General features: G+C 67.7%; 17 protein-coding genes and 1 pseudogene. 4 read left to right on the forward strand and 14 right to left on the reverse strand.

Annotated features, from left to right (window positions below):
• Positions 1-17: 17 nt before the first annotated feature.
• Positions 18-5,255 carry an NACHT domain-containing protein gene (locus ACFUNE_RS33505; RefSeq protein ID WP_383575865.1) on the forward strand — a complete coding sequence of 1,746 codons (5,238 nt, stop codon included), beginning with the start codon at positions 18-20 and terminating at the stop codon, positions 5,253-5,255.
• Complete coding sequence (locus ACFUNE_RS33510; RefSeq protein ID WP_383575867.1) at positions 5,252-6,430, forward strand: hypothetical protein; 1,179 nt, start codon at positions 5,252-5,254, stop codon at positions 6,428-6,430. The genes ACFUNE_RS33505 and ACFUNE_RS33510 overlap by 4 nt, the downstream gene beginning before the upstream one ends.
• Here ACFUNE_RS33510 and ACFUNE_RS33515 read toward each other — a convergent pair.
• From ACFUNE_RS33515 to ACFUNE_RS33530, 4 genes are all read right to left on the reverse strand, one after another.
• A complete protein-coding gene (locus ACFUNE_RS33515; RefSeq protein ID WP_383575870.1) occupies positions 6,408-6,635 on the reverse strand; it encodes a hypothetical protein in 228 nt (75 codons plus the stop codon). The genes ACFUNE_RS33510 and ACFUNE_RS33515 overlap by 23 nt on opposite strands.
• 503 nt (positions 6,636-7,138) lie before the next feature.
• Positions 7,139-7,720 (reverse strand): hypothetical protein, encoded by a 582-nt coding sequence (locus ACFUNE_RS33520; protein WP_383575872.1) that lies wholly within the window; start codon positions 7,718-7,720, stop codon positions 7,139-7,141.
• A gap of 337 nt (positions 7,721-8,057) precedes the next feature.
• Positions 8,058-8,498, reverse strand: a complete 441-nt coding sequence (locus tag ACFUNE_RS33525) for a hypothetical protein (protein WP_383575875.1) — start codon at positions 8,496-8,498, stop codon at positions 8,058-8,060.
• Between the two features lie 655 nt (positions 8,499-9,153).
• Entirely contained in the window at positions 9,154-9,471 is a 318-nt protein-coding gene (locus tag ACFUNE_RS33530; protein ID WP_383575877.1) for an STAS domain-containing protein, read from the reverse strand.
• 1,057 nt (positions 9,472-10,528) lie between these two features.
• On the opposite strand from ACFUNE_RS33530, the gene ACFUNE_RS33535 reads away from it, so the two are divergent.
• Positions 10,529-10,822: a hypothetical protein gene (locus ACFUNE_RS33535; protein ID WP_383575879.1), complete on the forward strand. Its 294-nt coding sequence runs from the start codon at positions 10,529-10,531 to the stop codon at positions 10,820-10,822.
• Between the two features lie 24 nt (positions 10,823-10,846).
• On the opposite strand, the gene ACFUNE_RS33540 is transcribed toward ACFUNE_RS33535, so the two are convergent.
• The gene (locus ACFUNE_RS33540) at positions 10,847-11,143 is read right to left on the reverse strand and encodes a hypothetical protein (RefSeq protein WP_383575881.1); all 297 of its coding nucleotides are present in this window, start codon (positions 11,141-11,143) and stop codon (positions 10,847-10,849) included.
• Between the two features lie 2,223 nt (positions 11,144-13,366).
• On the opposite strand from ACFUNE_RS33540, the gene ACFUNE_RS33545 reads away from it, so the two are divergent.
• Positions 13,367-13,687 (forward strand): STAS domain-containing protein, encoded by a 321-nt coding sequence (locus ACFUNE_RS33545; protein ID WP_383575883.1) that lies wholly within the window; start codon positions 13,367-13,369, stop codon positions 13,685-13,687.
• Between the two features lie 37 nt (positions 13,688-13,724).
• On the opposite strand, the gene ACFUNE_RS33550 is transcribed toward ACFUNE_RS33545, so the two are convergent.
• From ACFUNE_RS33550 to ACFUNE_RS33590, 9 genes and pseudogenes are all read right to left on the reverse strand, one after another.
• Positions 13,725-14,072, reverse strand: coding sequence for a DUF6233 domain-containing protein (locus ACFUNE_RS33550; RefSeq protein ID WP_383575885.1), 348 nt, complete (start codon positions 14,070-14,072; stop codon positions 13,725-13,727).
• 2 nt (positions 14,073-14,074) lie between these two features.
• Positions 14,075-14,434, reverse strand: a complete 360-nt coding sequence (locus tag ACFUNE_RS33555; protein WP_383575888.1) for a hypothetical protein — start codon at positions 14,432-14,434, stop codon at positions 14,075-14,077.
• A gap of 172 nt (positions 14,435-14,606) precedes the next feature.
• Positions 14,607-15,893: a pentapeptide repeat-containing protein gene (locus ACFUNE_RS33560; protein ID WP_383575891.1), complete on the reverse strand. Its 1,287-nt coding sequence runs from the start codon at positions 15,891-15,893 to the stop codon at positions 14,607-14,609.
• Between the two features lie 81 nt (positions 15,894-15,974).
• Positions 15,975-16,550: a transcriptional regulator gene (locus ACFUNE_RS33565; protein ID WP_383575893.1), complete on the reverse strand. Its 576-nt coding sequence runs from the start codon at positions 16,548-16,550 to the stop codon at positions 15,975-15,977.
• Positions 16,550-16,849 (reverse strand): annotated as a pseudogene (locus tag ACFUNE_RS33570) (DNA-binding protein); the annotation flags it as partial. The gene ACFUNE_RS33565 and the pseudogene ACFUNE_RS33570, both read right to left, overlap by 1 nt.
• 334 nt (positions 16,850-17,183) lie before the next feature.
• Positions 17,184-18,053 carry an ATP/GTP-binding protein gene (locus ACFUNE_RS33575; protein ID WP_383575896.1) on the reverse strand — a complete coding sequence of 290 codons (870 nt, stop codon included), beginning with the start codon at positions 18,051-18,053 and terminating at the stop codon, positions 17,184-17,186.
• On the reverse strand, positions 18,047-18,637 hold the full coding sequence (locus ACFUNE_RS33580; protein WP_383575899.1) for a hypothetical protein: 591 nt from the start codon (positions 18,635-18,637) through the stop codon (positions 18,047-18,049). Before ACFUNE_RS33580 ends, ACFUNE_RS33575 begins: the two co-directional genes overlap by 7 nt.
• A 62-nt stretch (positions 18,638-18,699) precedes the next feature.
• The gene (locus tag ACFUNE_RS33585; protein ID WP_383575902.1) at positions 18,700-18,882 is read right to left on the reverse strand and encodes a hypothetical protein; all 183 of its coding nucleotides are present in this window, start codon (positions 18,880-18,882) and stop codon (positions 18,700-18,702) included.
• Positions 18,883-19,764: 882 nt separating this feature from the next.
• Positions 19,765-19,896, reverse strand: a complete 132-nt coding sequence (locus tag ACFUNE_RS33590; RefSeq protein WP_383575904.1) for a hypothetical protein — start codon at positions 19,894-19,896, stop codon at positions 19,765-19,767.
• Positions 19,897-19,978 lie beyond the last annotated feature (82 nt).

Below are 19,978 nucleotides of genomic sequence, written 5' to 3' on the forward strand. Positions count from 1 at the left end.
GCATGCGGGAGGTAATCATGGACCTGCGCCCGACACATCTCGGCTATGCCTACCAGGATCTGCTCACCGCGCTGCGCTTGGTGGATCTGGCGATGGGACGGGCGAAGTCGGTGCTCGTCGATACGAAGATGTTCGCTGGGGACCGGTTCGACGACATCACCTGCGAGTGGGCCGACGGCAGCCGCGAGCGGATACAGATCAAGCACACGACTCACGATCGCGCGTTGTCGTTGAAGAGTTTCACCTCGGACAAGCGCGGCCTGCAACTGAATCTTCTGTTCTCCTCCGTCGACCAAGACCTGAAAGCACACCCCGGTACCTCCCACCGCCTCGTGGTGCGGGACACGGAACCGGATGACCCTGATCTGTCCCAGGTGCTGCAACCTCTACGCACCAGTAACGACCCGGGGCCGGCTCTGCTGGGGCTCAGCAGCAGGCGATACCGGTTCGATGCCACTGCGCTGCGGGCACACGAGCCGTGGCAATCGATGCTCGCCGATGTGGATGATGACCTGCTCAGGGATGTGTGTTCCTCGCTGATCGTCGACACGCGGGTACCGGGGTGCTCGCTCAACGTCCGTGAGCCAGGACCGGCAGAGGCTGCGTTGCTGCACCGTGTCAGCGAGGAACTCGGCGCTGGGCGGCCACCGAACCGGCACCGTGTCCCTGCGGACGTAGCCCTGGCTCTCATCGACGCGGCCAAAGAAGCGCGTTCCAGAGAGGGCACAGTGGCCGTCAAGAAGCTGCTCCCTCGGCTGGGGTTGGAGGTCGACTTCGGGGCTGCTGGGGAAGGGCGCCCCGTGGACCGTGCCGCGGAGGTGACCCGCCCGGCGGTTCTTTCGGGCATGGTGGCCGCCCTGGAGAACGCGGCCCACTCGGGCGGTGTACTCGTGATCACCGGTGGGCCTGGCATCGGCAAGTCGTGGTTGTGCGAGCAGCTCGGCGATGCGCTTCGGGACACGTGGGTCGCTGCGCGGCATCACTGCTGGCTCGGAATCGATGACGAGCGTCGGGAGCAGCGTGTGCTGACCGATGTGGTGATCGGAAGCCTCCTGAAGCAGTTGGAGACGGCCGTTCCTGAGGCGGTGGCTCAGATCAGGCCACGCTATGCGGCCACGTCCGAGACGCTCACGGCGGCGGTCGCAGCCATGCGCAGTCTGGTTCCGGATCAGCCGATCGCGTTGATCGTGGACGGACTCGACCATGTCAGCCGGGTCCTCGGGAACATCACCGGCCGCGCGTTTCAGCAGCAGTCGGACCCTGCCGTGTCCTTGGTGGAGGAACTCGCCGCTCTCAGCCTGCCTCCTGGTGTTGTCCTTGTCCTGGCCAGTCAGCCCGGGCCGCATCTCCAGGCTCTTGGCAACCGTGCGGAACACTTGGTCGTCCCGCCTCTCAATCTTGAGGAACTGAAAGCGCTGGCAGATCGGCTGGGCGTCTTGTCAGCCCTGACACCCTCCGCCTGCGAGCAGGCATCTGCGGAACTTGCACAGGCCGCTGTCTGCCTGATCGAAGAGCGCTCACGGGGAAATGCGCTCTATGCCACGTACCTGTGCCGGCAGGCGGTGGGGCCGGCGCCCGTTGTGGCATCGCCGTCGGCGCGGGTCGTGGCTGGGGACCCTCTGGAGCGGTTGCGCGCGGTCCCGTCCTCGGCCCACGATCTCGACGACTATTACGGCTACCTCCTCGAAGGTCTCACTACCGAGCAGTGGCGGGCCGTCAGCATGCTCGCCATCTGCGACTTCGCCGTGACCGCACAGGAGCTGGGAGAGATTTTCCCGCTGCCCGGGGTGATGCTCGGCGCAGCGCTGACGAGCGTGGCACCGATTGTCGCGCAGCAGCCGGGCATCGGTGGGTTGAAGATCCACCATGAGAGTTTCAGCCGCTTCATCCGCAAGATGGACAGCAACCAGGGCTGGGTCGACCTTGTAAGGAAGCAGGCTGCCGCGTGGCTCACCGGGCGGGGGTTCTTCACGGACCCACGGGCGTTCCGGCACTTGCCTGAACTCCTGTCCGCCTTGGGCCGGGACGAAGAGCTGGCCTCGCTCATAGGGCCCGATTTCCTCTCCTGCGCGATCGCCGGCCTGCAGCCTCCGCGGGCCATCACCCACACCCTGACCGTCGCCGCGCAGCGGGCGGCAGCCCGGAGCGACTGGTCCACCTTGGTGCGCTGCGTGGAACTCAGCCGGGCCCGGGCGACTTATGAGGAAGAGGGCCTGCCGAGTTCTCTCGTGCCGTACGCCGATGTTCTGGTGGCGCTGTGCGGCGCTGACAGGGTGGCAGCGAGCCTGATGTACGAGGGCGAGCCCACCATGATGGCGCGTTGGGGACTTCAGTTGTGTGCGGCTGTCGACCGAGCCGGCTTGGCTGCACCGTGGGAGGCCTACCTGGCAGCCTGGGACAACGAACGTGACGATAACGCCCGCTACGGCTCCGACAGCGACGACGCAGTGTTTCTCGCGGAGCTGCGGGGGAGGATCCGACAGCCACGCAGGAAGACTGACAGCGATGCGCCTCCGCGCCCGGTCGCGCAGCGGGTAGCGCAGTTCCTTGACCAGGAGAACCTGGGGGCAATCGGGCGTGCCGTGGGCGTGCTGCTGGATTGCCTGGGGTATGAGGCGCTGATGGCGAGCGTGGAGCTGATCGAACGTTCCGACCGGCGTGTGGCGGTTCTGCTGTGTCTGGCCGACGCCCATGCCAGCATTTCTGGAGAGCTGCCATCAGCGCGCACTCTGGCCGCAGCGGCCTGGGCGAGCGGGCCGTGCGATCCGCGGCAGCTGTTGCGTCATGGCGTGAGGGGGGCGGACCTGGCGCAGGACTTCTTCTCCGGCGGCATCACCGGGGTCCTTGAAGAAGCCACGCGGGAGGTGCTGGCCGACCGGGTCGGCGAGCTGGCAGCACCGGTGAACAGGTGGCTGTCGTTGCTTGCCGTGGCCCATTCTGTCGATCCGCAGGCTGCCGCCCGCCTGCTCCCGCTCCTGGAAGGCGTCGGCTTCTACCGCGCGTGGCTACGCTTCACCGTGGCGACCCTGGGACTGCGCCACGATGTCGATGCGGGAAAGGTCCCGGCCGAGGCGGCTTCCCTGACCGGCCGTGTGGCTCTCGAGCAGCTGGCCCGTCACAATCAGCCGTTCACAGGCCGGCCGAAGGCCAGCGACCTAGGCAGCATCCACCAGTTCGTGCGGCAGGTTCTGCACGATGCCGTGGTAATGCTCCAGGGCCAGGACTTGGCGCTGGGTATCAGGTACCTGCAGGCCATCAGCCACGGCACCACTACGTCCCTTATGGGCATGGCTGGGAGTGGGCCTCTCATCACGACGGAGCTGGTGTCTCTGCTCGCTGAAAGCGTCGGTCAGGCTGGAGCCGGTGTCGTGTACGAGCTCATGGACTCCGTGCGCGCAGCTCAAGCGGACCGCCTGGCGTTGTACGCGGAGGACGCGGACTTCGAGCTCGAGATGGCCCGCGTGAGTCTCGCCTGCGACGACGGGCTGGCTGCGCAGGAGTGCTGGGAGCGCGCCGCCCGGTTCATGGGCGCCTATGGCGGCCACAAGGACGCCACGGTCGAGGAACTCCTGGATCCGCTTCCTGAACTCCTTCAGGCCGACCCTGCCCAGGCCCGTGAGAGGCTGGCGCGCACGCAGCCTCTGGTGTATCTCGTCGCTCAATGCACCGACGGTCGGGGTACCAGCTCAATTCCCCACCAGTGGTGGCGGTTGATGGCCCGCCTGGATCCTCCGGCTGCCGCACAGCTGGGAGCACGCGTGCTGCTGTCCGAGCCAGGGCTGCCCGACGCCCGGGTGGAAGCAGCCCATCATCAACTGCTCGCCACGCAGGGCGATACAGCCGACCCCATCGTGTTGGCCGTGCTGCGGATCGCTTCCGGTCCCGAGGGCCGACGTCTCGACGCCGACATCGCTCTGCTCGGCAGGCTCGCGAGCCTGCCCCACGACGAGGCGGCACGGACACGGGGTCTGCTGCCTGTATTGGCCAACGCGATCACTTCCACCTATGACGACCAGACTCTGATCCATGATTCCAGCGATGCCGGGTCCGCACCGAGCGCCGCGCTGTCAGCGGCGGCACGGCAATGCGGTGGCGAAAGCGGTCCGCTGTGGTCGCCGAAACACGCCACCGTAAAGACATCCCGTAATTGGTACGGGCCCAAAGGGCGCTACGCCACAGACGCCTACCTGCACGCGCAGCAGCACCCCGTGCTTCCAGAGGGTGCTGCCGGCGCCCTGACTGCGGTCCGCGACCACAACGACAAGCCATACAACGCTCCCCCGGGCTCCCGGTGGTCGGCCGACAGCCTGGCCAACGCAATCGGGTGGCGGCTCTTGGAGGTGGCCGACCGACAGGGCATCGACGCGGCCACCCGACTACTGCACCGGCTCGCCGAGGAGACGAGCTTTACGAAGCCGCTCGGTTATCTCGCCGACATCGCCACCGGGCTCCGCCTGCGCCAAGATGCAGCCCCCGACACTCTCGGCCCGCTCGCTGCGACCGCCGGCATGCTCGCATTTACCACCATGCGAGGAGGAGGCGGCTGGCGTTCCTTCGCCGGTAAGGAGCGGCTCGATCTGTGGCAACACGCGCACACGGCGGACGCCACCGTCGCGGCCGGCCTTCTCGCCGACCAGGTAGCACGCGCCGTTGCCGACGCGTCGTACAGCCGAACGATCGGCGTCAGCCAGGCCCTGGTCTCTGCCTTCGCCGTGCAGCCCCCGCCAGGCCGGATACCGGGCGCCGATGCGCTCGCGTGCTGGGACGCCGCCTGTGAAGTCATTACCCACCGCCTGCCCGGCGACGCCCGCCTCGGCGACGGCGCCTACCAACCGAGCCCGGCCTCGGCCACACAGCACGACATCGACACCGCGCTGTGCACCCTTGCCCTGGCCACCCTTGCGCTGCCCGGGCTCGGCGACAAACGCCGCGCTCTGGTCGCAGCGACCGTGCTGCTGGCGAGCCGCCCCAGCCAGGCCCAGATCGCCCTCGCGTACGTGTTGTCCTTTCCCCTTGGTGGTGGGCCGCTGACCTGGCTCCTGGCTGTCCTACATGACCACCTGCCCCCCATGGATATGGCACTCCACAAGCAGCTCGTGGTGCTGTGCAGCAGTGACATGCTGTCCGTTCGGGCGGGCGCTGCCGAGATCCTTACGCGCGCCGGGCATCAGCCTCCCCCGCCCCCTGCGACACCAGCACATCCGACACTCACGCAAGCCATCGCCGCCGCCTCCCGCGCCAAGGGCAGACCATGAACGACTGGCGTGCATTCGCGACAGAAATCGTCGACCATTATCTGAGAACCCGGCTCGCTGCCGCACGGGGCCCCGCAGGGCTGCGTGAGGCTGTCATCGATCTGGTGAGCGAGGCGATCCCCCAGTACGTGGAAGCACTGATGGGCCAGCAATTGGACTCGCTGACTCATCCGAGCAGAACCCAGGTGCCCGACGCCTACCTTGCTGACGAAAGCGCCGCCGAAGACGCGCTTCAGCAAGCCGCGGCAGGTCTGCGCGCCGCGTTCGCTCAAGCCGGACACATGGCTCGCAAGGCGCAGGTCTTCGAACGCAACGCTGCCGCACGGCTGGGCGACGATCCACGGGCAGCGCTACGCGCTGAGCTGGCCCGCGTGCCGCGCCCCCTCACCCGCCCGCAGGTGCTGGAGTGGTCGCTCGACCCTGCGCCCTGGTTCAAAGAGAGCCGTAGCGAACCCGGTGTCTGGCCGCCTGCGGGATTCAATGCAGTTGCAGGCCAACGACGGCTGCGGGGCGGCATCGTGGCACTCCCCCGTGTGACCAGCGGCCCTCACGACGAATGGGTGCAGATCGGGTTTGCCGAAAGGCAGCTGACCCCCGCACGCCGGTATCCGGAAGAACCAGCCCGCCAGGTACAGATCTTCGTCGGGCTGGAAGCCGGAGGCCATGATGCGCCGGCTGGCTCATTGCCTGTTGCCCAGGCCTCCTGGCAGCTGTGGACGCACCCGCTGCGGTACCTGGCAGCTCATCTCGCAGACGCCGATACGGCAGCGGGCCACCTCGGCACCGCAGACCAGCCCCTCGTGGCGCTGACAGACGCCAGCGCCACCACGCTCGTCGATTCACCCCTGCGCTCAGGACCAGGCCTACCTCACTATGTCCTCGCACCAGCTGTCAGTGTCATAGCCTTTCTCGGCCTCGAGCCCACGGAAGGGATCTGCGGCTTCAGTCTCAGCGATGGGCAAGGAGAGGCGTTGATAGGTCGTCAATGGCGGGGCCACCTCGTCCACGACGGCAACTACTTGCCTCTGCTGCCTGCAGTCGAGGGCGCAGACCTACTGATCCGCCCCGACCTGTTCAGTCGTCTCCATGACACGATCGGCGCTACCCGCTGTCACGTCGGCCTGAACGTTTCACACACGCCAGAGGGCCAGCTCAACAGCACCACAGATGGCTGAAGCCGCCGAGGGCCGGCCATACAGATCTCACTCCGGAGCTGCGGACGAGAGTCATGCCAAAGAGGATGAACACGGCAATCCCGACGATCGCGCCGGTGACGCTGACGGCCCGGTCGGCCATGTCCGGGCCCACCACGAACGCGACGATCAGCCCTGCCGACACCACACCAGCCACTGCGGCGACCACCCATACGGCGACGGGCACCGCCCCCGAACTGCCACAGCCCTGCCCCCGAAGTTATGCCTGCTGTCCCGTCAGATGAAGGCCTCGACGATACTGGCGGGCCGCGACGGCATCGCTGGCATGTGCGAGAACTACGGCGCGCTGAGCTCGTACCGCGAGGAGGAAGTCCACCGCTAATCAACACGTGCAGCCGAGATCGAAAGCCTGACGCACTGCAAACCGGCCGGGTGACGATCTGCTCGGTGCGCACAGGCAGTGCACGTCTTGTGAGGTCGGCACTTGTCCAGGCCCACTGTGGATCCCATAGCCAGACTCGTCGCCGGTGACGTCGGATGCGACAACCGAGTAGCCGGTGACAACGGTCCCTGCTGCACTGCCGTAATCGCCGCATCGAGCGGATAGAGCAAAGCCCGCTTCCTTACGCAACGACATGCCTGCCAGCCTGCCACCCGATTGTCTCCCACCGGGTGGTGTAGCCCTTGGCCACGGGCGCCATTGCACATCGTCCTGGTGGGTGGAATGCCTCAGTGAGCTGTGGCAGGAGGTTCGGTCGTCCCGCCTGCGATCCAGGAATTTCGACTTCGCCTCATCCAGCTCCAGGGCTCCTGCAGGTGGTGCTGTGCCACGGTGGTGTAGTGACGTAGGCATCGGTCGATCTCGGCAGCGCCTACCGAGGGATCCTCCAGGGAGTCGAGGATCGCCTGCATGAGGAAGTGTGCCTGCGCCGTAACATTGTCGGGGCCGTCCAGCCGCAGAACCTGGTACGTCCGTTGCGCCTCAGCGACGAGCGCCTCATCCAGAGCACCTCGATCACGCTTGCGATCTTCGACGAGTGCCTGGGCGGCTTGCAGGAAGGCCACATATACCCCCCGCTTGGCCTCGAGTTGCTGCGCTCTGACCTGTGCTTCCAGTGTCTGCTGCACCGTCTTCAGCACGGCCTCGGCTTGCTGCTCTCCCGCGTGCCGTGCTGCAGCAGCTTGTTGCTCGCCGGCCAGCTGTGCTGCAGCCGCTTGACGAAGTCCGGTACTACGCGTGAACCAACCGGTTACAACGCTGCCTGCAATCGCTGACCCTGCCGCGATCATTGCTATCCCCCATTCGCTCATGGCGACATCCTCTCGCGTACGGACGGTGTTCAAGCACGCGGGATCACCTCCTGGCCAGCGGCAGCAGTCACGCATTGACCCTGTGGGATCCGCTCACCGCAGAGAAGCTCCACACGCTCGCGACCGTCGGCCCCGTGGAAGCCGTCACGACCCTGCGCGACGCAGATGGTTCGCTTCTGCTCGGCATCGGTGGGCCAGCAGGCCTCACCAACTCAAGATCAACATTCCCGCCTGACCTCCCTTAAGAGTCCACTTAAAATTGGGCAAATGGCCGACTGCCATAGGAGTCGGCATGAAAATGACCAGGCCCTTCGTCACTCACTTCAGCGCCTATTCGTCACACCCTGACAGTGACAAATAGCAGGTCACTAGGCCCATCTCTCTGACATCCAGATGACGAATCTCCACTGGCACCCTCATGCAGACCATCACAGTCCGTCCCGTCCTCGATGGTCCACCCGAGCTTCCGGTAACGCTCCTTCTCGCTCTGCGGGATTGCGGACTGGGCCAGCAGGTAGGCCACTACGCGATCGTCACGGGCGTCCGCAAGCACGAAACGTAGGGCGGTCGGGTCGTCGAGAGCAGCACAGATTCGTTGCGCTTCGGTGCGGTCGAGGGGATGGGGGTTATAGGTCTCCCTGGTCTCCGTCGAGAGTGTCTCAAGGAATTCCCCGAAACTATCGGAATCTGTGCTCTTCAGGGCACGCAGGGTGGCGACAGCGCCATTGGCCCCGGTGACCGGCTTCGCGAGGAACGGGTGCGTGGTGCATTCATCCATACTCGGCAGCGTATCCAGCCTGTCCAGGGAAGGGGGAAGGCTGACGCACAGTGTCCCGGTCGAAGCCGGCTCGCGAAGTCAACTCTCTGGGACGGTGGTTGACCATCACAGGCTCGCGCGGATGCAGGGCGCGGTGCACCGTCGCCACGCGGACGTGAAGTACCGCGCTCTGTCCCTGGACCCACCGCTGGCGATGCCAAGTCGGCAGATTGCGGCAGTCCCGGCGAGCACTCAGCAGGCCGGCGCAGCGGCCGGCCCCGCAGCCGGAGTAGGACCACCGCCGCCGCCTGGTCGTCGGTCCGGAGCTCCGCGACGGGCCGGAGAAGAGGCCAGCGCAGCGTCGCTCCGCTTCCTCGAGACCACGCCCGCAGTGGCTGCGTAGAGGGTGGAGTGGTGGGGCAGCTGGTGCTGCCGGTTCAGTTCGTTGGTGGCTGTTGCGTGTGGGCGTCGCGGAGTTTTTCGATCGCTCGTTGGAGGTCGTCGAATGCCCGTTGTTCCTCCCGGGGGGAGGCCCGGGGGCCGAAGAGCAGGCCGCTTCGTGTTCCGCGGGCGCGGTTGTATGCGTCGAAGCAGGACAGCACCTGCTCAACCAGCACTGAAGGTATGGGGGTGGGGTTGTGCCCGGTCATGGCCTGGGTCTCTTGTCTGGTCGGTGTTACTGGTCAAAGGGGAGAGGTGCGTCGAGGTAGCGCTCCAGGCCGAGCGTGCGGAGCGTGGCGAGGATGCGGGGTGAGCCCCGGCTGATGACGAACCGCACCCCTGACCGGTGGGTGTCGCTCGCCACCCTGAGGAAGACAGCGCCGCATTCCGGGGCGAGGAAGGTGACCTTGCTCAGGTCGACCTCGAGTACGGCAGGACCACGGGCAAGCGCTCTCGAAAGCTTCTTCTGCACACGCTCTGCCCTGTGCCGGTCCAGCTCGCCCCGCAGCTGGACAACCTCACGGACACGCGGGCGTACGAACGGCAGGGGCATGGCACGCCTTCCCGGGCACGACAAAGACACTGCCGACCAGACTTCCCGGCGCACCACCCGTCACCACAGACGAGCCGAGAGTCATGCTAGCCCCCCAGCACACAGCCCAGCAGAAGCAACGATCCATACGGGTCGCGGGCACCAGCGGACCTGGCCGGGCGGCCGGCTTGGACGCACGGCGGGAACGAGCGGACCTGGGCACGGGCCGTCACCGACGCCCGGGCGATCCACGCAGCCGAGCTCGGCGCGGACAGCGAAGCGCAGCGGCCGGCCCCGCAGCCGGAGTAGGACCACCAGCACCTCCGCCTGGTCGTCGTTCTGGTCGCCGGTCCGGAGCCCTGCGACGGGCCGGGAGAACGGGCCAGCGCAGCGCCGCCGGTTTCCCGAGACGACGCCCGCCACCAGCCACCACCACCCACCCCACACAGCGGGACAGGCCAGGTAGAAGAGGGGAAGTCCGAGCACTCACCACGTGAAAACCGGTGCCTGACCTGCGGTTGTGCGAAGCACGGCGCGCGGTGGCTGTACTAGATAGCGTCACAGATCCTGTCGCACATACCGTGACATCTGTCGTCACACATCGCGTGACAGCTGTTGTGCACGCAGCGCCCAGGCCCCGAGGGGCGAGCAGCACCAGGCGGTGCCGTCCCGCGAAGCCCAGCCCGGCTCCGGCCCGGCCCGGAGCAGCGCGACGGGCCGGAGAAGAAGGCCAGCGCAGCGCCGCCCCGTCCTCCCCGAGACCACGCCCGCCCACCGCCACCACACCCACCACCCAACAGCCGGGCAGCCAGGTAGAAGAGGGGAAGTCTGAGCACTCACCACCCAAAAACCTGGGCCTGACCTGCGGTTGAGCGAGGCACGGCGCGCGGTGGCTGTCACAGATAGCGTCACAGGTCTTGTCGCACATGTCGTCACAGCTGTTGTCACACCGTGCCGAGGGCTTGGCGGTGGCTTTGTTCACCAGAGACTCGGGAGTTCACTTGAGCGAGTGCCTTGCTTCGGGTACGCCCAGAACTGCTTAGACGTCAGCAGCGTTGTCTCATACAGTGCCGAAGGTATGACGGCACTCTCATCCTTCACCTTCGCACGCCACATAGACGGGCTTCGGTACCACTTCGCACGCGACGGCGAGCACAATGGCCGCCCTGCCTACCGCCGAACGGACGGGAACGTGCGGTGTGTCTGGTCGCCGACCGACGGCTGGCACTGCGAGATCGCTGACGGCCTCGTCACCGCCCATCCCCTCAATAGCCACGCTGACGAACCCGAACCCCCGGCCACCGTCTGGCGCAGTTTCAAAGGCGATCGCTCCTACCTCTACGACCTCAGGGTCCTCGACCCCGAAGCATGATCCGCCGGTCAGTGCCTAGCTGGATCAGGCTGTGGGGCGACGGCGGGCACGGAGGAGATGGACTCCCTTCACGGCGTAGCCGGCGCCCACGAGGGCGAAGCCAGGAAGGCCGAGCCAGAACCAGGATTCTGAGACCTCGAGACTCAGGTACGCACCGCCCAAGAACAAGATGGTGCCGATCGAGTCCACCAGATCGAAACGTGCCTTGGTCCGCACTACAGAGTCGAGTTCGCGGAGTCGGCGGATGACGGAGACGAGGCCGAGGACCTGCAAGAAGGCCAAGCCGAGAAAGATCCACTTGAACCAGTCGGGTATATCCACGGCGCGCACTGTATCGCTAGCCGGAGCCCTGGAGGATCGAACGGCCGCTGACCCTGGTGACTCCCGAAGTCGTGAACACGCTGTGGTTCTGATGAACACAGCCAGCCCGGCAGAGGCGAGCAGCACCAGGCGGTGCACGCCCCGAAGCCCGGCCCGGCCCAGAGCAGCGCGACGGGCCGCTGAGAGGGGCCAGCGCAGCGCCGCCCCGCCTTCCCCGAGACCACGCCCGCCCACCAGCCCACACAGCAGGACAGGCCAGGTAGAAGAGGGGAAGTCTGAGCACTCACCACAGGAAAACCAGGGGTTGACCTGGGGTTGTGCGGGCGGCTGGCGTCATCGTGCGCACGGGATGTTGGGGGGGATGTTGGGGGGAATGCTGGGGGGGTTGTTGGGGGGCATGTTGGGGGGGATGGTGCGGGCCTCCGTTCGGTGTCTGTTCGCTGCGGTGCCCATCGGGCCGCCGCAGCCCTCTGGAGCCAGCGCAGCGCCGCCCCGGCTTCCCCGAGACCACGCACGCCCACCAGCCACCACCACCCCACCCCACCCCCCACAGCAGGACAGACCAGGTAGAAGAGGGGAAGTCTGCGCACTCACCACGCGAAAACCGGGGCCTGACCTGCCGTTATGCAGAGGCCCGCTCCCGGGAGGTATCGGTCATAGTGTCGGCCATGCTCTCGGTCATACCTTCGGCCATATCGTCGGTCATAGTGTCGGGATTGTTGTCGGACGCCGGGCCGGCCGCATGGCCTCGCTGCACCCCCTGCGGCCGACCGCCGACGGACCTTCAGTGCCCGGCCCGAGCGTCGCGTTTGCGTCACCAGGAGGCGTCACGCGGTGACGCCTCCTGAACGCGACCGTCGGCGCCACGCCCGCGTCCGGCAGCGTGGTGAGCAGTACCGGCTGTCGGATCGCTTCGTCTTCCCGAACGGGGTGTCCGCGGAGTACCAGGTGCTGCCGCATTCCGGGCACCTGAACTGGGGCCAAGGGTGGCGGCGCCCTTCGAGAATCGCCTGGAGAGCAGCGCCGCCGGCCTCGATCGCCTCACGCCGGGCCCTCGTCGTGCGCTAGGCCCTCGTCCTGCATGTCGCGGAGCAGTACCGGCGGCTCTTCCTGGACCCGTCGGGAAGAGGCGTTGCGCACTGACCACAGCGCGGCGTCTTCCTGGTCACCACACCTCCAGGGTGCCCCCTCGCCGCAGGCTCGGCCAGCACCCCGGGACAGGCCCGAGCAGCCCCCCGGAGGGGGCTCAGGACCCCGGCCAGGACGCCGCGCCGCGGCCTCGAGGAGCGAGGGGGCGCAGCGCGGCAGACGCCGCGGCTTTCGTGTGGCAGGGTGTCGGGGCCCGGAGCGGGTGGCTGGTCTCTGGCACCGGCGACGGAACTCCCGCCCCGGGCACCTGGCGATCTCCGCCCCAGTCGACCACCTGAGCGTCATGCAGCAGATTCGACAACAAAAGTTTCCAGTGGGCGGGGTGCCGTGGTAAGTGGCCGCGCATGCCTCTGACCTGCGGTGGTGAGTTTCCGACCGGGAAACTCACCACGGTCCCCGGGCCTACTCACCATGGCGGGGTCAACTCACCGTGAAACTCACCACGGCTCACGGTGCTCACCACAAGAACTCACCACCGCAGGTCAGCGGCTGATTGCGCAGATTGCGCAGTCGGGGCCGACTGCCTGGCCCGGCTGGGGTGAGCTGGCAGCGCCGACTCAGCGTCGCAGTCGTCGAGATGGGGGCGCTCACCGTCTGCGGGCGGAAGATTGAGATCATCGCAGTGGTTGGACCGGCGATCACTCCTCGCCGGTCCAGCCTCCGTCGCGCCTCACGGCGCCCGTAACTGCGGCCTCAGGCTCCTCGTTACCCAGGCAAAGGCGACGCAGATCTACCCCCGTGGTCCTGCTCGTCCTCCGAACGCCTCGCAGCCTCTCGCCGCGGGGCGTTCGACGTCCCCCTGCCATGCGGGGAGCAGTCGGCCGGAAAACTCACCACGGTCTCGGCTCTACATGCGAGGGCCCCGGCCGCTGGTGAGCCCGATCCCGCATCCTGCGCAACGGCCGAGAGGGTGAGGCTGCTGGCGTTCCGGGTGTCGCGGGGTGTCGGCCTGGTGGTGGTGCGGGACAACGAGTACGGCAGGTCAGAGCGGAAACCGCGCAAGGGTCCACCTCTCTGGCCTGCCACCGGGGGCCGCCTGGAAGTCCCGCATACCGCTGCGGCAACAATTGCCGCATGACAGCTGATGAAGAACTCGACACGTCGCGGCCCGTGCCGCGTGTCCTCGCCCCTGCCGGCGAGCTCGACATGGACTCCATCGGCCCTCTGACGACCGAGATCGAGACCACCCTCGCCCGGCACAACAGCCTTGTCCTGGACGCCAGCGGCATCACGTTCGGCGACTCCATGTTCCTCAGGCTGGTCCTGAGCACACACCACCAGGGCGACCTGCGTATCGCCGCACCCTCCCCGGCCGTCACCCGCCTGTTCCGCCTCGTCGGCGCCGACACCGTCCTGCGGATCTACCCCACCCTCAAGGACGCCCTCGCCGCGTAGCCCCCGCGCGGAGGGCCCCGTAGGCCCGTGCGGGGCCCTACCCGCGCGTCAGCCCGGTCTCCGGCCGGCAGACCCCGCACGGTTCAATGTCCGGCCGCGCCAAGGCCACCATCGCGTCCTCCCGGGAGATCAACCCGGCCTGGTCCGGGTAGGTGGCACACCCCCCACGGTGCAGCAGGGCCGTCGGCGAGGAGCGCTGCGGCTGGATCTTCCACGACATCTCCGCCCGCGCCCGCTCCCGGCGCTCGCGTTCCTGCGCTTCCTGGATCTCAAGTTCGCGGACGCGGCGCTCGGTCTGTCCGACCTGCCAGCGCAGCCAGTCCAGCAGGGCCCGGTTCTTGTCCAGGTCGCTGAAGGCGCCCGGGTGCGGAGTTGCGTCGGGCATGGCTAGGCCGCGGGGCCGGCGGGGTCGTGGGCGTGCTTGAGGGCGGTGCGGGCCTGTACTCGGTCCGGGCCGGAGAGCGTGGCCCAGTAGGGGTGCGTGATGATCTGGGTGGTCAGCTCCAGGATCCGCGCCCGGTACCCGGCCAGGCGCTCGGCCTCCTCGGTCGTGTAACCGCGGCTGTCTTCCTTCTCCGACAGGTAGTCGCTGTGCAGCTGCTTGTCCGACTTCCACCCGACCATCGGCTCCGCCGACCACGGCAGGAGCCGGGCGAACTGGTCATGCTCGGCCTGCACCTCCTCAAGGGCGGCCTGGGCGTCGAGGAGGTCCTGGGGGAAGTCGAAGGCAGGGGATTTCTTAGGCACGACGTAATGCTAAGCCTGTTCGATTTCCGGGCGCGACTGCCGCACCGGCCCGGTGACGACGACTACCCGAACGCAGCGGCACGTCCACCTGTCAGCGTTCCCACACACGCACTGTGACCGGCAGCGCACGACGCAGCGTGACGTTCGCGGCGGGGAAAGAGATTCGTCCGTCTCATTCCTGCGGAGTAGGAGGAAGCCAGTCAGGGCGTAGGCGGATCTCGGCTGGCACTGGAGTGCCAACGGCCTCAAGGAGCCCGCCTGGCGCAGGACCAGTGGTTGCGTCGATGCGCAGGTGGCTGCCATGAAACTCCGCACTGTCGAAGCTCACGTCGCCACCGGAGAACGCCGCCCCGGCAAAGTCCACGGTGCCACCGGAAAACGCCGTCCTGGTGAAGCGCACGTCGCCGCCGGAGAACTCCGCGTCGTCGAAGTTCACATCGCCGCCGGAGAACTCCGCGTCGTCGAAGTTCACATCGCCGCCGGAGAACTGCGCGCTGTCGAAGTTCACGGCGCCACCGGAGAACTCCGCACCGACGAAGAACACGGCGCCGCCGGAGAACTCCGCGTGGTCGAAGCTCACGGCGCCATCAGAGAACCTAGCGCCGCCGAAGTACACCCCACCCCCAGAGAACACCGCACCGACGAAGCTCACGGTGCCAGCGGAGAACGCCGCCCCGGCAAAGTCCACGGAGCCACCGCAGAATTCCGCGCCGTCGAAGTTCACGGTGCCGCTTGAGAAGCTCGCACCCTTGAAGCGCATGCGACCGTCGATGGTGACGCCGGTGAGGTCAAGGTTGCAGCCCTGCCATGAACGATGGGTGCCCGTGGGAATGCGGTAGTGGTCTCCGATAAGGCGCAGGATCGTGTGCCGGACCTCGCGCAGTGCGCGGTACCGGTTCCTCTTCTCCTGGTGGGCATCGCGGTGTTCTTCGGGGAGTGGAGACCCGTCGGGCCAGGCGGGCTCGTCGCCGGGGTCGGGAGAGAAGGGCAGGTGGAGGTAGGCGCAGAGGACGTCGATGCAGGTCTGGCGCAGGTCGTCGTCGGGGGCGTCGTCGGCGAGGCCGGCCAGGGCGTGGACGCCGCCGAGCCTGACTGCGGGTGAGTCGGATCCGAGTTTGTCGACGGCTTGGGAGAAGCGTTCGGTGTGGAGGCGGGTGGCGTCACGGTGGGCGCCGGCCTCGTCGACGCGCTGGCGGCGGTAGGCGACGACCAGGGCGACGAGCGCACCGGCCCCGGCGACCACTCCGAAGGAGAGCTTCACCAGGTCGAACAACGTCTTGGCGTCGAGCTTCTTAGTGTTGTCGATCTCCTGGAAGTCCAGCAGGTACACCAAGCCCATGAAGACGCAGCCCGCTACCAGGACCGCAACAAAGAAGGAGAGGGTCAGTGCTCGGCCGACCCTCCACAACCGCAGCTCCCGATCGTTCGGCACAGACCGCGATCTTCGAGTGACTGTCATGACGATGAAGACAAAGCCCGTACCTCAACGGTTGCAGCCGCCCCCAGCACTCCAATGCTCCAATGCCGGGGACGGGGTATTTCAGGCGGCCCAGCCGATGGAGGAGACGTTGCTGTAGGCGTCGTACTCGGATCCGAGGTCTTGGATGATGTCGTCCCAGATGGCGTCGAGTTCATCGACGTCGTCGTTCATCCACGCGTCGACGGCGCGGTCCCAGACGCCGCGGACGTTGATGCTGCGGCTGGACAGGTCCCGCTGGTGCCGGCCGTCGACGCGGGTCTGGTCGATGGGGTTGATCTCGATGCGGGTTCCGCGGCCGTGGTTGTTGAGCCGCTTCTTCAGGTCGGCGGCCACGTTGCGGCGCCGCAGGTCCCAGTACGCGGCATCCAGCCGCGACCGGTTCGCCTTGTTCGGGATCCGCTCCTCAGCGAGCCAGGCCATGAGCGTGCGCGGGGAGACGTGGATACCGGCGCGGTCCATCGCCTCGTATCCCGCATCCGTCTTGGTCAGGTAGTTCAGGCGCGCGGCAAGCCCGCGCTCACTCTCCACGGATGAGGCGATGCCGGTCACCATGCGCTCGATCGCCACACCGAGGGCGTCCGCACCGGGCAGGCCCCGGGCGTTGAACGCCCCCAGGTCCATCCACCGGCCGGCCATCAGCCACCCACCGCGCCCACGGTGCACTCACCCGTGGTCTTGCCCTCGCCGTGCTCGACCTTCATCTGGGAAACGCCCCGGCCCTCCGGGAACCCCTGCCGCCAGTCACCGGCGTCATGGAGTTCATCCGTGCCCATCATCGCAACGACATCCAGACCGGCCGTGGACGCCTTGTACGCCTTGCCCCACAGGTTCGCGTACGCCTGGGAGTGGATGATGTGCATCCAGTCCGGGCGCACCATCTCGCGGTTGTGGATCGAATTTCCCATCGTCGAGATGAACTTCGAGTACATCGTATGGGGGCGCTCACCAGTTGCGGGCAGAAGACCACTGAGATCATCGCAACGGTTGGACCGGCGATCACTCCTCGCCGGTCCAGCCTCCGTCCCGCCCAGCGGCGCCCGTAACCGGCCCTCCGCGCCCCTCGTTACAAAAACCGAGGCGACGCAGCTACCCCCGTGGCCTGCTCGCCCTCCGAACGCCTCGCAGCCTCTCGCCGTGGGGCGTTCGACGTCCCCCCTGCCATGCGGGGAGCAGTCGGCCGGGAAACTCACCACGCTCTCGGCTCTACTCACCATGGCGGGGCCCACTCATCATGGAAACTCCCCATGGCAGGTCAGAGCCCTGCCCGGGTCAGTTGACGACTTGGACCTCGTGGACGTCGGCGGTGAACGGCGTCTGCCGGGTTTCAGTGAACGTCCCGCCGTCGTTGAGGGCGGGCGCGGTCCAGGTGACGGTCCAGGTCGCGGTCGCGGTTCCCTTGAACCGGCCGCCGGGCTGTTCGGAGGAGGGCCGTTCGTAGAGGTGCCCGCAGTCCGGCGACGAGGTCACCTCGTGCGACTTCCTGTACGGGGTGCCGGGGCCGTGGCAGGTGACTGTCGTGCCGTCGCCCATCGCCCACCGCACCCTCGTCACCTTCGTGGTGGCGGTGACGGTGACGCCGCCGGCCGTGGCCGAAGCGGTCGCCGGGCCGAACGTCGACCGGGACGGGGTGGCCCACATCCACATCGGCATCCCGACGACGTACGTCCCCGCGGCACGGGGGCTGGCGACCGTCGGGCCCTCCAGGCGCATCGAGGCCGCCGCCCGCCGCGCGACGGCCTCAGGGTCGATGACGGGCGCGGCGTCCGGGGCCTGGCCGTCCGCGATCCACACCGTCCGGGCGCCTTGCTGATCCGGGCAATGCACCCCGTAGACGGCCCCCTGCTCGGAGCGGTCGTGGCCTTTCCAGAACATGTTCTCGGCGGGGGGCTGCGGATCCAGGCGGGTGTAGGTGCACGACGGCGTCGAGGATCCGGAGGACCCGCCCGAAGCTCCAGCGGGCGCGGCCGGGGCACCATTGCCGCCCGCACCGGACGTGCTGCCGCCGTCCGAGGCGCAGACGGTGATGGTCAGCGCCGTGCCCTCGCAGATCCCGCCGTCCTGGCCGCCGTCCGCGTGCGCGGCCGGGGCGAGGGCGCCGGCCAGGAGGGCCACCGCGGCTGCGGTCGCACGCCTCAGCACGACTGCGACCCGTCCGGGGCGAACTCGGTGATGATCCAGCCGTCTTCCCATTTCTCCGCCGTGGCCGTGGCCGTGTACCGGCGCGGCTGAGCACTGGGCATAGGGAGGACCTGGTTCTTCTTGGTGCTGTACGTCTGCCACTTCGAGATGTCCATGCAGTCCTGGACCGTCGCGGTGGGCGTCTGCGCATCCATGTCCACAGCGGTCACCGTGGTGTCGTCGTGGGCCAGGTCGCCGCGCACAACCGTCCCGGCCGCCTTCATCCGGTCCAGGTCGTTGCGGAACTGGCCGAGCGCCTCCGCCGTGACGTACCGCTCCAGCCTGGTGCCCTCGGCACTGGCCCTGCGGTAGGCCTTCATCTGCTCCACCCACATCGAGGAATACGACGCGAGCACCGCCGTCTTCTCCGCCGCGTCCGGATCCGCCGACGTCGACGCGGACGGGGCCAAGGTTGCCTTGGGCGGGAGCGTCTGCGGCCTCGCGTCGTCGCTGCCACCACCACAGCTTGTCAGGCCGAGCAGAAGGCCCACAGCGGCGCACAGCGCCATCACACCCGGCCGGAGCCGGGTCTGTCGTCCCGTCATCAGGTCCCCCATCACATGGTGTCGGTATCGATCACCGGGCCAACGACCGGTGCCCGGCGACGTCACCGGCGGCGGACCGCAATGACAGAGACGAACAGGGCCGCCACGCCGACCAGGAAGCCGCCCATGGTCAGAGCGGCCGTCAGCGGATTCATGACGCCGGGCCGGATCCAGACGAGAACGCCGGCCCCCGCGCACAGCGCCATACCCACCACACCCGACAGAACACCCAGCAGCGCCACCACCCACGGAGCGGTAACCGCACCCGCACCCGCACCTGCGGCCGGGGCCGGAGCAACGGCCGGGACAGGCGCGGCCGGGACCGGGACCGGGGCAGCCGGGACCGGGACCGGGGCAGCCGGGGCAGGTGCGGCGGGCTGGATCAGATGCGACGCGGTGTTCATGAGGTTCCCCCTGGGGATCGTTGGTGCGCTCCGGGTTAAGCGCGGGGCCACAGTCCGCGAACCGGGCCGTCGAATCGAGTTCTCGCGAAAATCCGTTCCGGCCCCATGCCAGGCGGGTCCTGACGGGGCGTGGAGCGGATTCGCGAACGCTTGACGAACCGGTGATGCGGGGTGGTGGCAGCTTGCAAAGGGCGCTACCAAGGAGCGCAACCCCTAGCTTTCCGCGCCGCGCATGGCGTCGGTACGCCATACGACTGCCATTCCACTGCCACTTCCAGCTGCGCGGCGGACAGCCGTCGAGCGAGCCGAACATCTCCCCACGGCCAGAGAAGGGAGTCAGATACCCGTGAGCTCGCCCACCCGCCTGCGGCGCGGCCGGCCGCCGCAAGAACGTTGAAGAGGATCTACAGCAGGGAGCCCGGCAAGCCGGACTCCCTTACGCCTTAGTTATGGGGCGGAGCGAGGACGATGTGGGGTGGAGCCAGCAAGATCTTTTCTGGACAGCCGCCGGACGACGGTCGACGTCGCGGGCACGGCGCGCAGCAGCTGCTGGATGGCGCAGCGCTCATTTCGTTCTGGCCCGTGTGGCGTCGGCGGTCGGCTCGTGGGCGGCGCGATCCCTTTCTAGGCCGCGCTCACCGCCCCTAGTGGGCCGCTTGTTTGCAGGCGTCGCCAGGCTGGCGGACAGGCTTATGGTCGGGATCCGTCCGCCAGCCGAGGCCATCACTTGTGCTGGTCGTCTTCCTGCTCGTCCGGCTGGTCGGCGTCACGGGCGCGGCGCAGTTCCAGGGTGATGGTGAGGGTGGTGCCGATCAGGGTGAGGAGGTCGGCGGCGATGGAGAGGGTGTCGGTCACGGTGCTGCCCTTCGCTGTGCTGTCGGTGCCGCTGAGTGCGGCTGGGGCAGACAGTGGTCGGGAGTTGGGTTGTCCTCACTCG

The sequence above is a fragment of the Streptomyces sp. NPDC057287 genome (genome assembly GCF_042667905.1).
In the GTDB taxonomy this organism is placed as follows: Bacteria; Actinomycetota; Actinomycetes; order Streptomycetales; family Streptomycetaceae; genus Streptomyces.